The sequence below is a fragment of the Streptomyces sp. NPDC050264 genome, assembly GCF_040655895.1.
Classification (GTDB): Bacteria; Actinomycetota; Actinomycetes; order Streptomycetales; family Streptomycetaceae; genus Streptomyces.
In genome coordinates, this window is the sequence record NZ_JBFAKV010000045.1 from 13,786 (window position 1) to 28,222 (window position 14,437).

General features: G+C 68.9%; 12 protein-coding genes. 6 read left to right on the forward strand and 6 right to left on the reverse strand.

Annotated elements, in window-relative coordinates; genetic code table 11:
- The first annotated feature begins 163 nt into the window (after nt 1–163).
- A complete protein-coding gene (locus AB0J02_RS41540; protein ID WP_363199122.1) occupies nt 164–397 on the forward strand; it encodes an Atu4866 domain-containing protein in 234 nt (77 codons plus the stop codon).
- 250 nt (nt 398–647) lie between these two features.
- Here the strand turns inward: AB0J02_RS41540 and AB0J02_RS41545 are convergent, their stop codons facing one another.
- The 4 genes from AB0J02_RS41545 to AB0J02_RS41560 all read right to left on the reverse strand — a co-directional run bounded on the left by AB0J02_RS41545 (nt 648) and on the right by AB0J02_RS41560 (nt 4,335).
- Nucleotides 648–1,253 (reverse strand): hypothetical protein, encoded by a 606-nt coding sequence (locus tag AB0J02_RS41545; RefSeq protein ID WP_363199123.1) that lies wholly within the window; start codon nt 1,251–1,253, stop codon nt 648–650.
- A gap of 78 nt (nt 1,254–1,331) precedes the next feature.
- Nucleotides 1,332–1,526, reverse strand: a complete 195-nt coding sequence (locus AB0J02_RS41550) for a hypothetical protein (RefSeq protein ID WP_363199124.1) — start codon at nt 1,524–1,526, stop codon at nt 1,332–1,334.
- Nucleotides 1,527–1,644: 118 nt separating this feature from the next.
- Complete coding sequence (locus AB0J02_RS41555) at nt 1,645–2,676, reverse strand: alpha/beta hydrolase (RefSeq protein ID WP_363199125.1); 1,032 nt, start codon at nt 2,674–2,676, stop codon at nt 1,645–1,647.
- 216 nt (nt 2,677–2,892) lie between these two features.
- Nucleotides 2,893–4,335, reverse strand: a complete 1,443-nt coding sequence (locus AB0J02_RS41560) for an aldehyde dehydrogenase (RefSeq protein WP_363199132.1) — start codon at nt 4,333–4,335, stop codon at nt 2,893–2,895.
- A 367-nt stretch (nt 4,336–4,702) separates the two neighbouring features.
- Here AB0J02_RS41560 and AB0J02_RS41565 point away from each other — a divergent pair, with 367 nt between their 5' ends.
- Together AB0J02_RS41565 and AB0J02_RS41570 are read left to right on the forward strand one after the other, a co-directional pair.
- Nucleotides 4,703–5,770 carry an alpha/beta hydrolase gene (locus AB0J02_RS41565; RefSeq protein WP_363199126.1) on the forward strand — a complete coding sequence of 356 codons (1,068 nt, stop codon included), beginning with the start codon at nt 4,703–4,705 and terminating at the stop codon, nt 5,768–5,770.
- 269 nt (nt 5,771–6,039) lie between these two features.
- Nucleotides 6,040–6,528, forward strand: coding sequence for a TetR/AcrR family transcriptional regulator (locus tag AB0J02_RS41570; protein ID WP_363199133.1), 489 nt, complete (start codon nt 6,040–6,042; stop codon nt 6,526–6,528).
- Between the two features lie 52 nt (nt 6,529–6,580).
- Here the strand turns inward: AB0J02_RS41570 and AB0J02_RS41575 are convergent, their stop codons facing one another.
- A complete protein-coding gene (locus AB0J02_RS41575) occupies nt 6,581–7,843 on the reverse strand; it encodes an MFS transporter (protein WP_363199127.1) in 1,263 nt (420 codons plus the stop codon).
- Nucleotides 7,844–7,980: 137 nt separating this feature from the next.
- Here AB0J02_RS41575 and AB0J02_RS41580 point away from each other — a divergent pair, with 137 nt between their 5' ends.
- Nucleotides 7,981–8,799, forward strand: a complete 819-nt coding sequence (locus AB0J02_RS41580) for a helix-turn-helix transcriptional regulator (protein WP_363199128.1) — start codon at nt 7,981–7,983, stop codon at nt 8,797–8,799.
- Between the two features lie 100 nt (nt 8,800–8,899).
- Here AB0J02_RS41580 and AB0J02_RS41585 read toward each other — a convergent pair whose 3' ends face one another.
- Complete coding sequence (locus AB0J02_RS41585; RefSeq protein ID WP_363199129.1) at nt 8,900–10,519, reverse strand: tannase/feruloyl esterase family alpha/beta hydrolase; 1,620 nt, start codon at nt 10,517–10,519, stop codon at nt 8,900–8,902.
- A 436-nt stretch (nt 10,520–10,955) separates the two neighbouring features.
- Between AB0J02_RS41585 and AB0J02_RS41590 the strand changes: the two genes are divergently transcribed.
- Both AB0J02_RS41590 and AB0J02_RS41595 read left to right on the forward strand, forming a co-directional pair.
- Nucleotides 10,956–12,590 carry an ABC-F family ATP-binding cassette domain-containing protein gene (locus tag AB0J02_RS41590; RefSeq protein WP_363199130.1) on the forward strand — a complete coding sequence of 545 codons (1,635 nt, stop codon included), beginning with the start codon at nt 10,956–10,958 and terminating at the stop codon, nt 12,588–12,590.
- 194 nt (nt 12,591–12,784) lie between these two features.
- Nucleotides 12,785–14,353, forward strand: coding sequence for an MFS transporter (locus tag AB0J02_RS41595; RefSeq protein WP_363199131.1), 1,569 nt, complete (start codon nt 12,785–12,787; stop codon nt 14,351–14,353).
- The last annotated feature ends 84 nt before the right edge of the window (nt 14,354–14,437 follow it).

The following is a 14,437-nucleotide window of genomic DNA, read 5'->3' on the forward strand; positions in this document are numbered from 1 at the left end:
TGGGTGTGTCACACCCAGGCCGCGCACGTCCTGGTCGGCCGCTTCCGACCTGAACAGACTCGGCCGAGTACGACATCGATCACCGCACCGCCGAGAGGGAGACCGCCATGGCCGCGAACACCGAAAGACCGTCAGCCACGACCATGCGCCCGAGAACGCCGACGTGGTCGGCATGTGGGTGACCGCCGACGGTCACATCCGCCAGGAACTCCTGCCCGACGGCAGCTACGACGAGGCCCGGGGCACCCGGCGCAGCGCGTACACCGGCCGCTACACCGTGTCCGGCAACCACCTGGACTACGTGGACGACACCGGTTTCACGGCCACGGGCGACATCCGGAACGGAGCGCTGCACCACGAGCACCTCGTGCTGTACCGCGAGGCGGAGCCCTCGTGACGGAGCACGACGCCGGCCGCCGTCGAACGCACGCAGGGAGGACGGAACCGCCACCGCAAGAGGGCAAGGCAGTGAAAGAGGCCGACGAACCCACTCTGGGCGATCTCCCTGCTGAAGGCGCCCAAAGCGCGGTCCCGCACGCGCGGGCCCTGGGCCGCGTCGCGCAGCCCCGGGAGATCGCCAGCCGCCTTGTAGCCGTCAGGGTGAACACCCGAGAGGCTCCCGCGCCCGTCCGGGCCGGGGCGGTTCCTCACGCCACGGCCCACACAACTGTGGTGAGCGCGCCCAGCGCAGCGCCGGTGACGGTCTGCAGCACGGTGTGATGGCGCAGGGCGACGCGCGACCAGCACACCGCGGCGGCAATCGAATAGCCGAGCAACCACCAGGGCGAGTGGACGACAGCAAGCAGTGCCACGACGGCCGAGGCCACCGCGGAGTCGACCGAGATCTTCCATACGGTGTTGACGCTCAGGAGGACGACCGTCATCACCCACAGCGCGATCATGGCCCGCAGGATGTCCGGCGGGGCATGGCCCAGCAGCATCACCAGGACCCCCACGCCGATCGACATCAGGATGACGAGAAAGATGGGCGCCCGCTTCGTGCGGTCGACGACGTGGCGGTCTCCCCAAGTGCCGCGCCTGCGCTCGTACTCGATGTAGCCAGCGGGCACGATGCCCGCGCACAGGGCGCCGAGCAGTCCCCACGGCACACCGGAGAGGTCGCCGGTGGCGGCGACCCCGATTCCGAGCATGCCGGCCACGAGTACGTTGCGGGGTTGCAGACTGTCCGTGACGGCTCGTGCAGCCGGGTTCTCCTGCGCTGCGGTCGCAGTTCTTGCGGGAGCCGATTCCATCGTCACCTTTCGAAGCCGACGACAGCCGCAGCTGCCGTATCCGGCGTCCGCCCGTCGCCCGGAAGGGCCGTACGGGATCTAGAGCCCCATGTCGAGAGCCAGGCAAGAGTAGTACTTCCACGAGCCCTCGGGGGTGTACGAGCCGTTCGCTCTGCCGCCCTGCCCGGTGTCGACCTCTTCGGTCATGTCCTCGAAGGGGATGCGCTCGGGAAGGCTGCCGAAGCGCGCGTGCCGGGCTGCTGAGCCGGTGTCGCCGGTGAGTTCTTCGTTCATGGCGGTTCTCCACTTCCCCGAACGTGGATGACGTCCCGATCGCTGTCCAGGACGATCGTCAGCGTGTCTCAAATGTCGTCACCTGTCAAGGCGGTGACGATGCGCGTTCCGGGCGAAGTCATCCCATGGCGTCGACTTCGAGAATCGCGGCGGCGAACGCCCCCGGCCGCTCCTGAGGAAGGTTGTGGCCGGCGCCCGGGACGACGTGGTGGGTCCAGGGGCCTGAGAAGTGGGCGGCATATCCGCTGCCGTCGGTCGGTGGGGTGACGCCGTCGGCCCGGCCGTCCAAAGTGACCGTGGGAACAGTGATCTTCGGCTGGTCCAGCAGTCTCCGCTCCGGTTCAGCGTACCGGGGGTCGCCGGGGGCTGCGGCCAGGCGGTGCCGGTAGCTGTGGATCACGACGTCGACGTGGTCAAGGTTGCTCCACGCCTCGGCCGCCTGCGCGAACTCGGCCTCGGTGAACCGCCATTCGGGCGAGTTGCGGTGCCAGACGACGCGGGCCAGCCCCTCCCTGTCACGCTGGAGCCCCTTCCGCCCGCGCTCGGTGAGGAAGTAGAAGAAGTACCAGGAACCCTCCTCGATCGCGGGGACCATCGGCTCCTGGGCGGCGGCGAGATTCTGGATGAGGTAGCCGTTCACGGAGACCAGACCGGTGCAGCGCTCGGGCCACAGGGCGGCGGCGACATCAGCGGCACGCCCGCCCCAGTCGTATCCGGCGAACAGGGCCCGCGGGACGCGCAAAACGTCCATGAAGTCGATCAAGTCCGAGCCCAGCGCCGCTTGTTGACCGGAGCGGAAGGTGTCCGCTCGGAGGAAGCGCGTCTGCCCGTGGCCGCGCAAGTAGGGGACATAGCAACGATATCCGCGCCGGGCGAGCGCGGGCGCGACCTCCGCGTAGGAGCCCACAGGACTGAACGGCCATCCGTGCAGGAGGATCACCGGCTTGCCATGCGCCGGGCCGACGTCGTGATAGGCGATGTCCAGTACGGCGGTACGGATCCGGCGCACCGGCCCAAGGTCGTACGCGATCGGGCCGGTTGAGGCCGCGGCCGTGGTGGCGGCCGCGCCCGGACCGGCCCCCGCAAGCCCAGCGACCCCCGCCGTCGCTGCCGCCGCCATTGCCGGGGCCGGTCTCCGCCTGCTGATCATGTCGCTTCCTCGCGTTCGATCCGGAGCGCGCGATGCATGCGCACGAATGTGTTCTCGTCACCGCTTCAACCGGTTACGAGCATCCCCATGCCGGGCATCTCCGTCAAGGAACCGTCGCGCAGGTGAACTTCGCCGCCGGGCGCGTAGCAGCCCTCCGCCGGGGCGGTGACAAGGCCGGGGCGGGTGGGCTTCAGCCTCGGGGCCGGCCGTCCGCGGTCATACCGTGATGGTCTTGTACTCGGTGTAGGCGCCGAGGCCGACCGCGCCGTACTCGCGGCCGATGCCGCTGGCCTTGAAGCCGCCGAACGGGCCGTCGAAGGCGACGGAGGCGCCGTTGACCGTGACGGTGCCGGTGCGCACGCGGCGGGCGACGGCGAAGGCGTGCTCCTCGTCGGAGGACCAGATGCCGCCGGAGAGGCCGTACTCGGAGTCGTTGGCGATACGGACGGCGTCGTCCTCGTCGTCGTAGGCGATGACGACGAGGACCGGGCCGAAGATCTCCTCCTGCGCGATCCGCATGGAGTTGTCGACGTCGGCGAATACGGTCGGTGTGACGTAGTTGCCCTTCTCCAGGCCTTCGGGAACGTGCGGGCCACCGGTGACCAGGCGGGCACCTTCCTCGATGCCGAGCTGAATGTAGTTGCGTACACGTTCTTGCTGGTCGGGGCGGATCATCGGGCCGATGAAGGTGTCGGGATCGTTGGGGTCGCCGACCTTCAGCGACTCCACCAGCTCCTTCAGCCCGGCCACGACCTCCTCGTACCGGCTGCGCGGGGCCAGGATCCTGGTCTGGGCGATGCACGACTCGCCGTTGTTGAGCAGGGAGCCGAACTTCACGCCCGCGACGGCCTTCGTGATGTCGGCGTCGGGAAGGATGATGACGGCGGACTTGCCGCCCAGTTCGAGACCGACCCGCTTGAGCTGCCCGCCCGCGATCGAGGCGATGCGGCGGCCCGCCCCCGTCGAGCCGGTGAAGGCGATCTTGTCGACCTCCTCGTGCGACACCAGGTACTCACTGGTCTCACGATCTGCGGGCAGGACGCTGATCACACCCTCGGGCAGCCCCACCCGCTCCAGCAGTTCGGCCAGGAAACCCATGCTCAGCGAGGTCTCCGGGGACACCTTGAGAACCACGGAATTGCCGGCGACGAGGGCCGGGATGATCTTCGAAGTGGCCGAGGAGAACGGCGAGTTCCACGGAATCACCGCGGCCACGACGCCGATCGCCTCACGGCGCACCACGCTGCGCACGGGGGACGCCGGATCCGAGGGGACAAGCGTCTCCTCCCAGCCGAACTCCTCCGCCGCCTTCAGGTAGGCGTTCGCCTGCCGGGTCAGGCCGGGCTGTCCGGCGCGGGTGAACCATCCGGCCGAACCGTTCTCCAGGGAAATGAGGTGCGCGATCTTCTCCGCGTTCTCCTCGCGCAACGCATTGAACCGGCGCAGGACCGCGATCCGCTCGGCCGGCGGGGTCAGCCGCCACGTGCCCGCCTCGAAGGACGCCCGTGCCGCGGCAACGGCGCGGTCCACATCCGCCGGCTTCGCCTGCGCGGCGCGGCCGACCACCGTCCGGTCGTGCGGCGAGGCGATGTCGAGCAACTCCGGACCGCTCGGCTCGGCCCAGGAGCCCCCGATGAAAAGACGGTCGTAGGTGATCATGCGCTTTCTCTCTCCCATGCGATGCAGTGCAGCCGGTTCAGGCATCCACGCCTTAAGTGACTCATTACTGTAGCACTTACAGTTGCTAGCGTCCCATGAATGCGTCCACCGCTGCTACGTTCAGAGGCGAGAGTCGGCATTGCGGCGCAACACACCTGACACCGCCGCCACACCCCACCCACATGTGTCTGATGTTGCTCGGCCCTCCGCAGAGGAGAGTCCGTAACGAGAACCGCCATGCGTCACCTGATTGACAGGTGACGGGCCACATGTGAGGGTCATCGCGCCGAAGCCGCGGTCCTTCGTGGACGGGCGAAGGGCTTTCAGGCGCTGACACGTCACCGGACACACACGATGGAGGATTCACATGATCAACAGGCGCACTTTCAGCACGGCCGTGGGCCTCGGCACCGGCGCGGCGGCCGTCTCACTGTCCGGCCTGCACGCCCAGGCGTCCGCCGCGACCACCCCGGAACGGCCGAACGGAAAGCCCGCCCCCACCGTGCCGACCGTCACGCCCGGCACCCACACCGGTTTCCCCCAGCTGAAGCATGTCAAGGCGGGCGTCCTCGACATCGGATACGCCGAGCTCGGGCCGGCCCACGGCCCGGTCGTCATGTGCCTGCACGGCTGGCCCTACGACATCCACAGCTATGTCGACGTCGCCCCGCTCCTCGCCGACCTGGGCTACCGCGTCATCGTTCCCTACCTGCGCGGACACGGCAGCACCCGCTTCCTCTCCCGCCACACCCCCCGCAACGCCGAGCAGTCCGCCATCGCCCTCGACATCATCGCCCTGATGGACGAACTCAAGATCCACGAGGCGGTGTTCGCCGGTTTCGACTGGGGCTCGCGGACCGCCGACATCATCGCCGCCCTGTGGCCCCAGCGCGTCAAGGCTCTCGTCTCCACCAGCGGCTACGTCATCACCAACGTCCAGTCTCAGCTGGAGCCAGCGGCCCCCGCCGTCGAACACAACTGGTGGTACCAGTGGTACTTCGCCACCGAACGCGGCAAGAAGACCATGGAACATCCCGACAAGCGCGTCGAGCTGTGCCGCTACGTATGGACCCTCGTCTCCCCCAACTGGGACTTCGACGACGCCACTTTCCAGCGCACCGCGGAGGCCTTCAAGAACCCCGACTACGCCGACATCGTGCTGTACAACTACCGCTGGCGCATCGGACTCATCGAAGGTGAACCCCGTTACGACCGCTACGAGAAGCAGCTCGCCGCCCAGCCTTCCATCGGCGTGCCCACCATCACCCTCGACGCGGCCCTCGACCCCTTCACCCCGCCCGGCGACGGCGCCGGCTACCGCGATCACTTCACCGGGCCGTACGAGCACCGCACCATCGCGGACATCGGACACAACCTGCCGCAGGAAGCGCCCACCACGTTCGCCCAGGCGGTCATCGACGCCGACCACCTGTGAGTTCCTGCACCCAGCAGCTTCGTCACCAGTCCATGAAGTGACGCTACTGACGGCGCAGGTCCGGGCCGGGCAGATCCCGGCCGGGACAAGCCCCTGCGCGGCGCGTTCACGTCGACTTTAAATGCCACTGCCCTATAGCACTTAGAAAGTCGAGCTCCACGCCAGGATGGCTTTAGGTGGCTCAGCCTCCACATTTCCGGATTAGACTCGGCACGGTGAGAGCCGACGCAGCACGCAACCTGGAAGCCGTCCTGACCACCGGAGCCCGCATGCTCGCCACCGATCCGGGCACCAGCATCGCGAGCATCGCCACCGAAGCAGGCGTGGACCGGCGCACCGTCTACCGGCGCTTCGCCTCCCGTGAGGACCTTCTCGCGGCCATCTACGAAGCCCGCCTCACCGCCATCGAACACGCCATCCAGGACGCCCGGCTGACCGAAGCACCCGTAGCCGTCGCTCTGCACCGGTATGCGGAGAACATCATCGCGGTCAACCGCACCTGGCCCGTCGACCTCGCCCACATGCTGGCCGACCACGCCGTCCGCCAACGCCGCGACGCGTCCGCCCACGAAGTCGACGTCTTCCTCCAACGCGCCGCCGACGAAGGGCTCCTGCGGGCCGACCAGCCATCGGGATGGGCGAGCGCGCTGCTGCCCCAGCTCATGCACCTGGTGTCCCGGCAGCTGCCCGAGCTGAGTCCCGGGCAGGCTTCGGACATCGTCGTCGACACTCTGCTGCACGGGCTCGGCGCGCGCTGACGCGGCGACACCCCGGGCCGCGGTGCACGGCTTGGGGCAGCGCGGTCGTCCCTCAGCCGCGGCCACCAAGTACGTGGCGGTCACGGCTCGCGAGCGCACCGGCCCACATCTGCAGGACGAGCAGGCCGATGAGTGCCATGAGCGGGACGGTCCAGCCCCCCGTCGCCGTGTGCAGCGCACCGAGGCCGATGGGACCGAGGCCGGCCAGGAGGTAGCCGAACCCCTGGGCCATCATGGAGACATGGCCGGTGTGCTTGGCATCGGGCGAGCGCCAGACGATGTAGGTGAGGGACAGGCTGAGGGAAGCACCCTGGCCGAGCCCGAGCATGGTCATCCACACGTATGACGCCGACATGGGCGCCGTGGCCAGACCGACGAAGGCGGCCCCGGTCAGCACCACGGCGACCGCGACCGGAATCCAGGCCGGACCGGTCCGCTTGGCGAGCGCGGGCGACACGAGAGACGCGGCGATACCGAAGAAGGCCGAGTACGACAGCATCCAGCCGGCCGTGTCCGCGTCCATACCCGCGTCCTGGAACAGGGTCGGAACCCAGGTCAGGGCCGCGTAGTAGCTCATGCCCTGCAGACCCATGAGCGCGGTCACGGCGAGGGCGACCGGATCACGCGTGAGGGCGCGGACGGTGGGTTCGCCGGCATCCGACGGGGCGTCGGCGACATCATGGGTCCGGGGATCACGGACGGGGGCATGCCGCAACCGCGGGATGAGGATGAGGAAGGCGACGAGGGCGGGAATCGCCCACAGCGCCAGCGTCGGTCGCCAACCGCCGCCGACCCAGGACAGCAACGGCACCGTGGCGCCCGCGGCGAACGCGGCGCCGACAGAGAGTGCGGTCGCGTACAGACCCGTCATCAGGCCGATGTGGCGCGAGAAGTCCCGCTTGATCGCGGCCGGCATGATGACGTTGGCGATCGCTATCGACGCACCGATGACGACGGTTCCGATGAAGAGGCCGCCGAGACCCGGCTGGAGACGCAGGGTGATGCCGACCGCGAGCGCGATCATCGTCGCTCCGAGGAGCCGATGCAGGCCCAGGCGGCGGCTCAGTGCCGGGGTGACGAACGCGAAGGCGCCGAACGCCACGACAGGAATGGTCGTGAGGAGGCTGACGACAACCTCGGAGAGGCCGAGGTCCGCCTGGATGTCCGACAGCACCGGGCCGACCGAGGCGACACCGATGCGCAGGTTGAACGCGGCTGTGAGGAGTCCGACCGCCAGCACGGCAGTGCTGAGCCTGCCGCGGGCCCTTCTGCGGGGCCGGGTTCGCAGCGGCGGTTCTTGGACTAGATCGGTCACGTCGTGTCCTTTCGATCCCCGGTCGCCCGGGGAGGTGTGTGGCGTAGCGCGAGTCCGTCGGCACACGTGTGGCGACGGGCTACGGCCACAGTCCATCCGAGGCCGACCGGGGCGGCCAACTGATAATCTGACGCGAGATGCCCAAAACCCGCCACGAGCCGCTGCCGCTCGAACACGTCCTTCGCGAGCACGTCTTCCTGCTCGGGCACGACGAGCGCACTCCCGAGCACCAGCACACTCGCGGACACCTGGTGTACCCGGCCACCGGCGTGCTCTCGCTCGTGACCCCGGTCGGTTCATGGACCGCCCCGTCGAATCGGGTCGTCTGGATCCCCGCGGGTTTCGAGCATCAGCACCGCGCCCATGGCCGGACCGACATGCGCATCGTCTTCATGGCGCCGAGCCTGGCCGCACTGCTGCCCGCGCATCCCGCGGTGCTCGTCATGACGCCGCTCGCACGCGAGGCCACGTTGACCTTGACCGGTTCCGAGCGCCGTTCCGCGGGAGCACGCTCACGTCTGCGCCGGGTGATCATCGACGACATCACCACCGCGCCCGAACAACCGCTGCACCTTCCCGAACCCCACGACGACCGGCTCCGCGCCGTTGTCGCTCTTGTCGAGAAGGGGCTGTCGGCCCCTCTCACGCTCGGCCAACTCGGTCATCAGGTCGGCGCCAGTGAACGCACGCTCAGCAGGCTCTTCCAGCAGGAGACCGGCATGAGCTTCCCTCAATGGCGCACACAACTCCGCGTCCACCACGCACTTCTGCTGCTGGCCGGGGAGGTCTCGGTGATCAACACGGCGACCGCCTGCGGATGGGCGAATCCGAGCGCCTTCATCGACGCGTTCACGAACCTCGTCGGACAGACACCCGGCCAGTACCAGCGCTCGCTCCGGGAAGACCCCAGGACAGCGTCACCCGGAGATGACCGCCACGCCCGTCAAGTGCCGTAGCTGCCACTCCCGCCGCCGGGACGCCTCCGCGGCGGGCGCCGGTGGCTGCGGGTCCATGACGGTTCGGCCTTTCTCAATTCACCGGGACCCGGCGCCTCCGTCAGCGCCGGGGCGGGGAGACGCGGCGGAAGCCCGCGGCGAGGGTGCGGTCGCCGTGCCCCGTGCAGCGGGAGACCTTCGGGTAGCTGCACAGGTCACGGGCGACGCTCTGCCCGGAGGAGTTGATCAGGGTGGCGGGCAGCGTCTCGGGGGCCTTGCCGTGCTCGACCCAGGTCCTCAGCGCACCGAGGTCGTCGGTCGTGCCGTCGCCCTTGTTGAGGCCGCAGTGGACCGTGCCCGGCGCGAGGAAGAGCCGGTAGAAGTCGTCCACGCGCTTGGTCCCGCCCATCTTCCGCTCGACCTGCTCGCGGTATCCGGCAGTGCCCTGGGCCGGGATGTACTGGTCTGCCAGGCCGTGCCAGCTCAGGAGCTTGCCCCCGGAGTCGCGGTAGGCGGACAGGTCGGGGTCGTCGGTCCCGATGACCGTGTCGTACTCGGCTTCGGACTGCTTGAACAGCTGGGTGAACTGGTTGTAGGTGATCGTCGAGACGTCGAACGAGGGCTGCTTCTTCACCCACGACGCGACCCAGTACTGAGGCACGGAGAACGGTGCGCCCTTGACGTCGCCGTTCTCGTCGGGGTCCGTTATATCGGCGAGGCCCGACAGGTCGGCGCCGACCGGGACGCCGGGCCACAGCTTCTTCCCCGACGTGGTGCGCGGGCCGTCCCAGATCTTGCGGACCACGGCCGCGTCGGCCGCCGTGACGGTCAGCTCCCTGCCCTCGCACACCACCTTGGTGCCGATCAGCCGGCGCGGGTCGAAGTCGCACCGGGACGGGTCGTCGACCAGGCCGTCCGTGGCTCCGTCGAGCGGGTCGCAGGCCTTGACGGCGGCGTCGGTGAAGGTCTTGAACTCGCAGGAGGTCGGGTAGGTCTTCTCGTTGTTCATGACCACCTGCGGCCACAGTGTGGCGACCTCGAACTCGTCCCAGTTGATGGCGGGCGCGTTGGCGAGGATGCCGTCGAAGTCGTCGGGGTGGCGCTGGGCCTCCATGTAGCCCTGACGTCCGCCGGTGGAACAGCCGTTGAAGTAGGAGTAGGCCGCGCTCCTGCCGTACACGTCGTCGACGACCCGCTTGCCGACGACCGACGCCTCGTGCTGGGAGCGGGAGGTGAAGTTCTTCAACAGGGCGGTGTCGACCTGCCCCTTGCTGTTCAGTGCCCAGCCGACGTCGATGACGTCCCCGACCCCGGCGTCGGTGGTGGTCACGGCGTAGCCGTTCTTGACGGCGGCGGCCAGACCGGTGCCGTTGTCCCCGGCCGCGTAAGCGCTGCCGCCGAGCGCCTGGAAGCGGCCGTTCCAGCCGTTCACGGGCAGCCAGGTCCGCACTTCGGCGTGGTCGTCGTCGCCCGGATGAGCAAGGGTGACCGTCACCTCGCAGTAGGCGGGCACGCCGGTGACCGTACCGCCCAGGACTCCGCTCCCGTGGACGGTGCCGCCCTCCTGGCGCACCGCCGTCACGGACTCGACCTCGGTACCGGCCGGGGCCTGCACGGACGCCGTCGTACACGAGGACGCCGTGGGACCGGAGCTTTCCCGGGGCGCTGCCGACGCGGTCGGCAGATACACCGCCGCGGCCAGCGGAACACCGGCCGCGAAGACAGTGAGAAGTCGCTTCATGATTTTTCCGTTCCGGAAGAAGGTGTGCCTGGGCGTGACGACACATGCGGTCACGAGCACGGCACATGAACGGGGCAGCCGCGTGGGGCTGCGGAAGATTGGTCCGGACTCTATCACCGGTTGAACCGGTGACGCAGAGGTGCGTTCAGATATGTTTCTCGGCGTAGAGGTACCGGCTCAGCGGGACGTCGGCCTTGAGACCAAAAGACGAACACGTAGAGATCGGCTCCTGCTACGCTGCGAGCGACCTGAACTGTGCAATCGAGGAGTGGCAGACGTGGCGGGTGACGACGACATCTCCGGATGAGATCCGGATCTGATCAGCCACCGGACGGCGCGCGAGAGCGCTGCCGACGTGGCCGGTTCGTCGTACCCCTTTCCCCCACCCTGCCCAGGGCAGAGGTCTGTCTGCCCTCAACCCTTCGAGGTCACTCCCATGTCCGAAGCCGCCATCATCTGCTCGAACGTCTCCTTCGCCTGGCCTGACGACACCCCCGTCTTCCAGGACCTGTCCTTCAGCATGGCCACCGGCCGCACGGGCCTGGTCGCCCCCAACGGCTCCGGAAAGAGCACGCTGCTCAGGCTGATCGCCGGAGAACTCAAGCCCGCCACCGGCTCGATCTCGGTCGACGGGACGCTGGGCCACCTCCCCCAGAGCCTGCCGCTGACCGGCAACCTCACGGTCGCCGAGGTACTCGGTATCGCCGCCGTGATCCGCGCCCTGGACGCCGTCGAATCCGGCGACGTGAGCGAGGAGCACTTCACCACCATCGGCGACGACTGGGACATCGAGGAGCGCACTCGCGCCCAGCTCGACCGTCTCGGGCTCGCCGGCCTCGCCCTGGACCGGAGCCTGAGCACGCTCAGTGGTGGCCAGGTCGTCTCCCTCGGCCTCGCCGCCCAGCTCCTCAGGCGTCCCGACGTGCTCCTGCTCGACGAGCCGACCAACAACCTCGACCTGGAGGCCCGGCACAGGCTCTACGACGTACTCACCGACTTCAACGGCTGTCTGCTGCTGGTCAGCCACGACCGCGCGCTGCTCGACCGCATGGAACGTATCGCCGAACTCGGCAGCGACGAACTGCGCCTCTACGGCGGGGACTTCACCGAGTACGAGGAAGCCGTGCGCGCCGAGCAGGAGGTCGCCGAGAAGAACATCCGCAACGCCGAGCAGGAACTCAAGCGGGAGAAGCGTGAGCTGCAGCAGGCCCGCGAGCGCGCCGAGCGGCGCCAGAGCAACGCCGCCCGCAATCTCAAGAGCGCCGGCCTGCCCCGCATCTTCGCCGGCAACATGAAGCGCGGCGCGCAGGAGTCCGCCGGCCGGGCCGGTCAGATGCACGCGGCCCGGGTCGGCGAGGCCAAGGGCCGGCTCGACGAGGCCGGACGCGCCCTGCGCGACGAGCAGCGGCTCACCCTCGAACTGCCCGACACCCAGGTGCCCGCCGGACGCAACCTCTTCCTCGGTGAGGGGATGCAGGTCCGCCACGCCGGTCGGGCCGTGTTCGCCGACGGCGGCGTCGACCTGTCCGTGCGCGGCCCCGAGCGGATCGCGCTGACCGGGCCCAACGGCGGCGGAAAGACCACCCTGATGCGGCTGGTCACCGGCGATCTCCCGCCGGACAGCGGGGAGATCAAACGCAACGACGGCCGGATCGCCTACCTCTCGCAGCGCCTTGACCTGCTCGATCTCGACCGCACCGTGGCGGAGAACTTCGCCGCCTTCGCCCCCGAGCGGCCCGAGGCGGAGCGGATGAACCTGCTCGCCCGCTTCCTCTTCCGGGGCGCACGGGCACACCTGCCGGCCGGGGTGCTCTCCGGCGGCGAACGGCTGCGCGCCACCCTGGCCTGCGTGCTGTGCGCCGAACCGGCCCCTCATCTGCTCCTGCTCGACGAGCCGACCAACAATCTCGACCTGGTCAGTGCCGGGCAACTCGAAAGCGCGCTCAACTCCTACCAGGGCGCCTTCATGGTGATCAGCCACGACGAGCGGTTCCTCGCCGCGATCGGGGTGAACCGCTGGCTGCGGCTCGCCGACGGAACCCTCCAGGAGACCGCAGCCCCCGAGATGTGATCCGCCGGCACACGCAGGTGTGTGAAGTGACGATCACTGGGCAAGCGGGGCTGCCAGAAGGTGTTGACCTTCCCGTTCGGACGATGATGCGCCTCCGGCCAAGGAGGCACATCATCGATCGTGGAGATCAATGGTGCGTACCGGGCAACCGGGCCACCCTCGTCCGGCGGGATGCCAGAGGAAGGAAACCGTCCGTGAGCGCGGAGACGACGCAGGCGGCAAGTGACAGTGAGCCGGAATGGAATCCGGAGGCGGTACGCCGCCACCGTGGCCTGTTCCGGGTGATCGAGCGGCGGCGCAACCCCAAGCTGCGACGCAGTGACATCACGGTGACCGAGGAGCCGACGGTGCGGCGCGCGGTGAAAGCCGCGATGCTCGGCAACGCCATGGAGTGGTTCGACTTCGGCATCTACTCCTATATGGCCGTCACCCTGGGCAAGGTGTTCTTCCCGTCGGGCAACCCGACGGCCCAGACCCTCGCCTCGTTCGGTGCGTTCGCCGCGGCCTTCCTGCTGCGGCCGATCGGCGGGTTCGTGTTCGGGCCGCTCGGCGACCGCATCGGTCGCAAGAAGGTCCTGTCCCTCACCATGATCATGATGGCGCTCGGCACCTTCGGCATCGGCCTGGTGCCCTCGTACGCCGCCATCGGCATCTGGGCGCCGGCCCTGCTGCTCCTCTTCCGTGTCATCCAGGGCTTCTCGACCGGCGGTGAGTACGGCGGTGCCGCCACCTTCATCGCCGAGTACGCGCCCGACAAGAAGCGCGGCTTCTTCGGCAGCTATCTGGAGTTCGGCACGCTCGCCGGATACGTGGGCGCGGCCGGTCTCGTCACCATCCTGACGACCGTCCTGGACGACGGCGCGATGACCTCCTGGGGCTGGCGTGTGCCGTTCCTCGTCGCCGGTCCGCTCGGCCTGATCGGCCTGTACATGCGGCTCAAGCTGGAGGACACCCCGGCCTACCAGGAACTGGAGCAGAGCGGCGCCGAGCGCCCGAAGTTCCGCTTCGGTCCGTTCTTCCGTGACCACTGGCGCGCGCTGACGCTGTGCATGATCCTCGTCGCCGCCTACGACATCGCCGACTACGGCCTGCTGTCGTACATGCCGACGTACCTCACCGACGAACTGAAGTACGGCTCCACCGCCGGGCTCGTCGCGCTCGTCGTCGTCATGGTCGTGCTGATGTGCCTCGTTCACCCGCTCGGCAGCCTCTCCGACCGCATCGGCCGCAAGCCCGTACTGCTCACCGGCATGGCCGGCTTCGTCGTGCTGACCGTGCCGGCGTTCCTGTTGCTGCGCACGGGCGGCCACGTGGCGATCTACGCCGGTCTGCTGCTGCTCGGGCTCTGCCTGCTGACGTTCCTCGCGACGATGTCCGCGGTGCTGCCGTCGCTCTTCCCGACGGAAGTGCGCTACTCGGCGCTCGCGATCTCCTTCAACGTCGCCGGCTCCCTCTTCGGCGGCACGACGCCGCTCGTGATGGAGGGCCTGACCAGTGCCACCGGCAACAACCTGATGCCGGCGTTCTACATCATGCTGGCGGCCGTGGTCGGCGCGGTCGCGGTCCTGTTCATAAAGGAGACCGCGCGGCAGCCGCTGGAGGGCTCCCCGCCCTCCGTCGCCACCCCCGAGGAAGCCGCGGCCCTGGTCGCCGCGCAGTACAACCGCGGACCGCTCTCGCAGTTCCCGACCGACGTGCTCGGCACCCCGGCCTCTCCGGACGACAGCACCCGGGAACCGGCCGCCGGCGCCACGGTCGCCTAGGGCCCGACAGGCGGTGAAGCCGATCGGTTCGCCGCCCTGGTACGTCTCCATGCCGCGGCCGAGGATCCGCTCGCCGTCGCGGGC

Coding starts and splice junctions, on each gene's coding strand:
- AB0J02_RS41545 (WP_363199123.1), bottom strand. CDS start 1,253: ATGGAATCGGCTCCCGCAAGAACTGCGACCGCAGCGCAGGAGAACCCG.
- AB0J02_RS41565 (WP_363199126.1), top strand. CDS start 4,703: ATGATCAACAGGCGCACTTTCAGCACGGCCGTGGGCCTCGGCACCGGC.
- AB0J02_RS41550 (WP_363199124.1), bottom strand. CDS start 1,526: ATGAACGAAGAACTCACCGGCGACACCGGCTCAGCAGCCCGGCACGCG.
- AB0J02_RS41560 (WP_363199132.1), bottom strand. CDS start 4,335: ATGATCACCTACGACCGTCTTTTCATCGGGGGCTCCTGGGCCGAGCCG.
- AB0J02_RS41585 (WP_363199129.1), bottom strand. CDS start 10,519: ATGAAGCGACTTCTCACTGTCTTCGCGGCCGGTGTTCCGCTGGCCGCG.
- AB0J02_RS41570 (WP_363199133.1), top strand. CDS start 6,040: ATGCTCGCCACCGATCCGGGCACCAGCATCGCGAGCATCGCCACCGAA.
- AB0J02_RS41555 (WP_363199125.1), bottom strand. CDS start 2,676: ATGATCAGCAGGCGGAGACCGGCCCCGGCAATGGCGGCGGCAGCGACG.
- AB0J02_RS41580 (WP_363199128.1), top strand. CDS start 7,981: ATGCCCAAAACCCGCCACGAGCCGCTGCCGCTCGAACACGTCCTTCGC.
- AB0J02_RS41590 (WP_363199130.1), top strand. CDS start 10,956: ATGTCCGAAGCCGCCATCATCTGCTCGAACGTCTCCTTCGCCTGGCCT.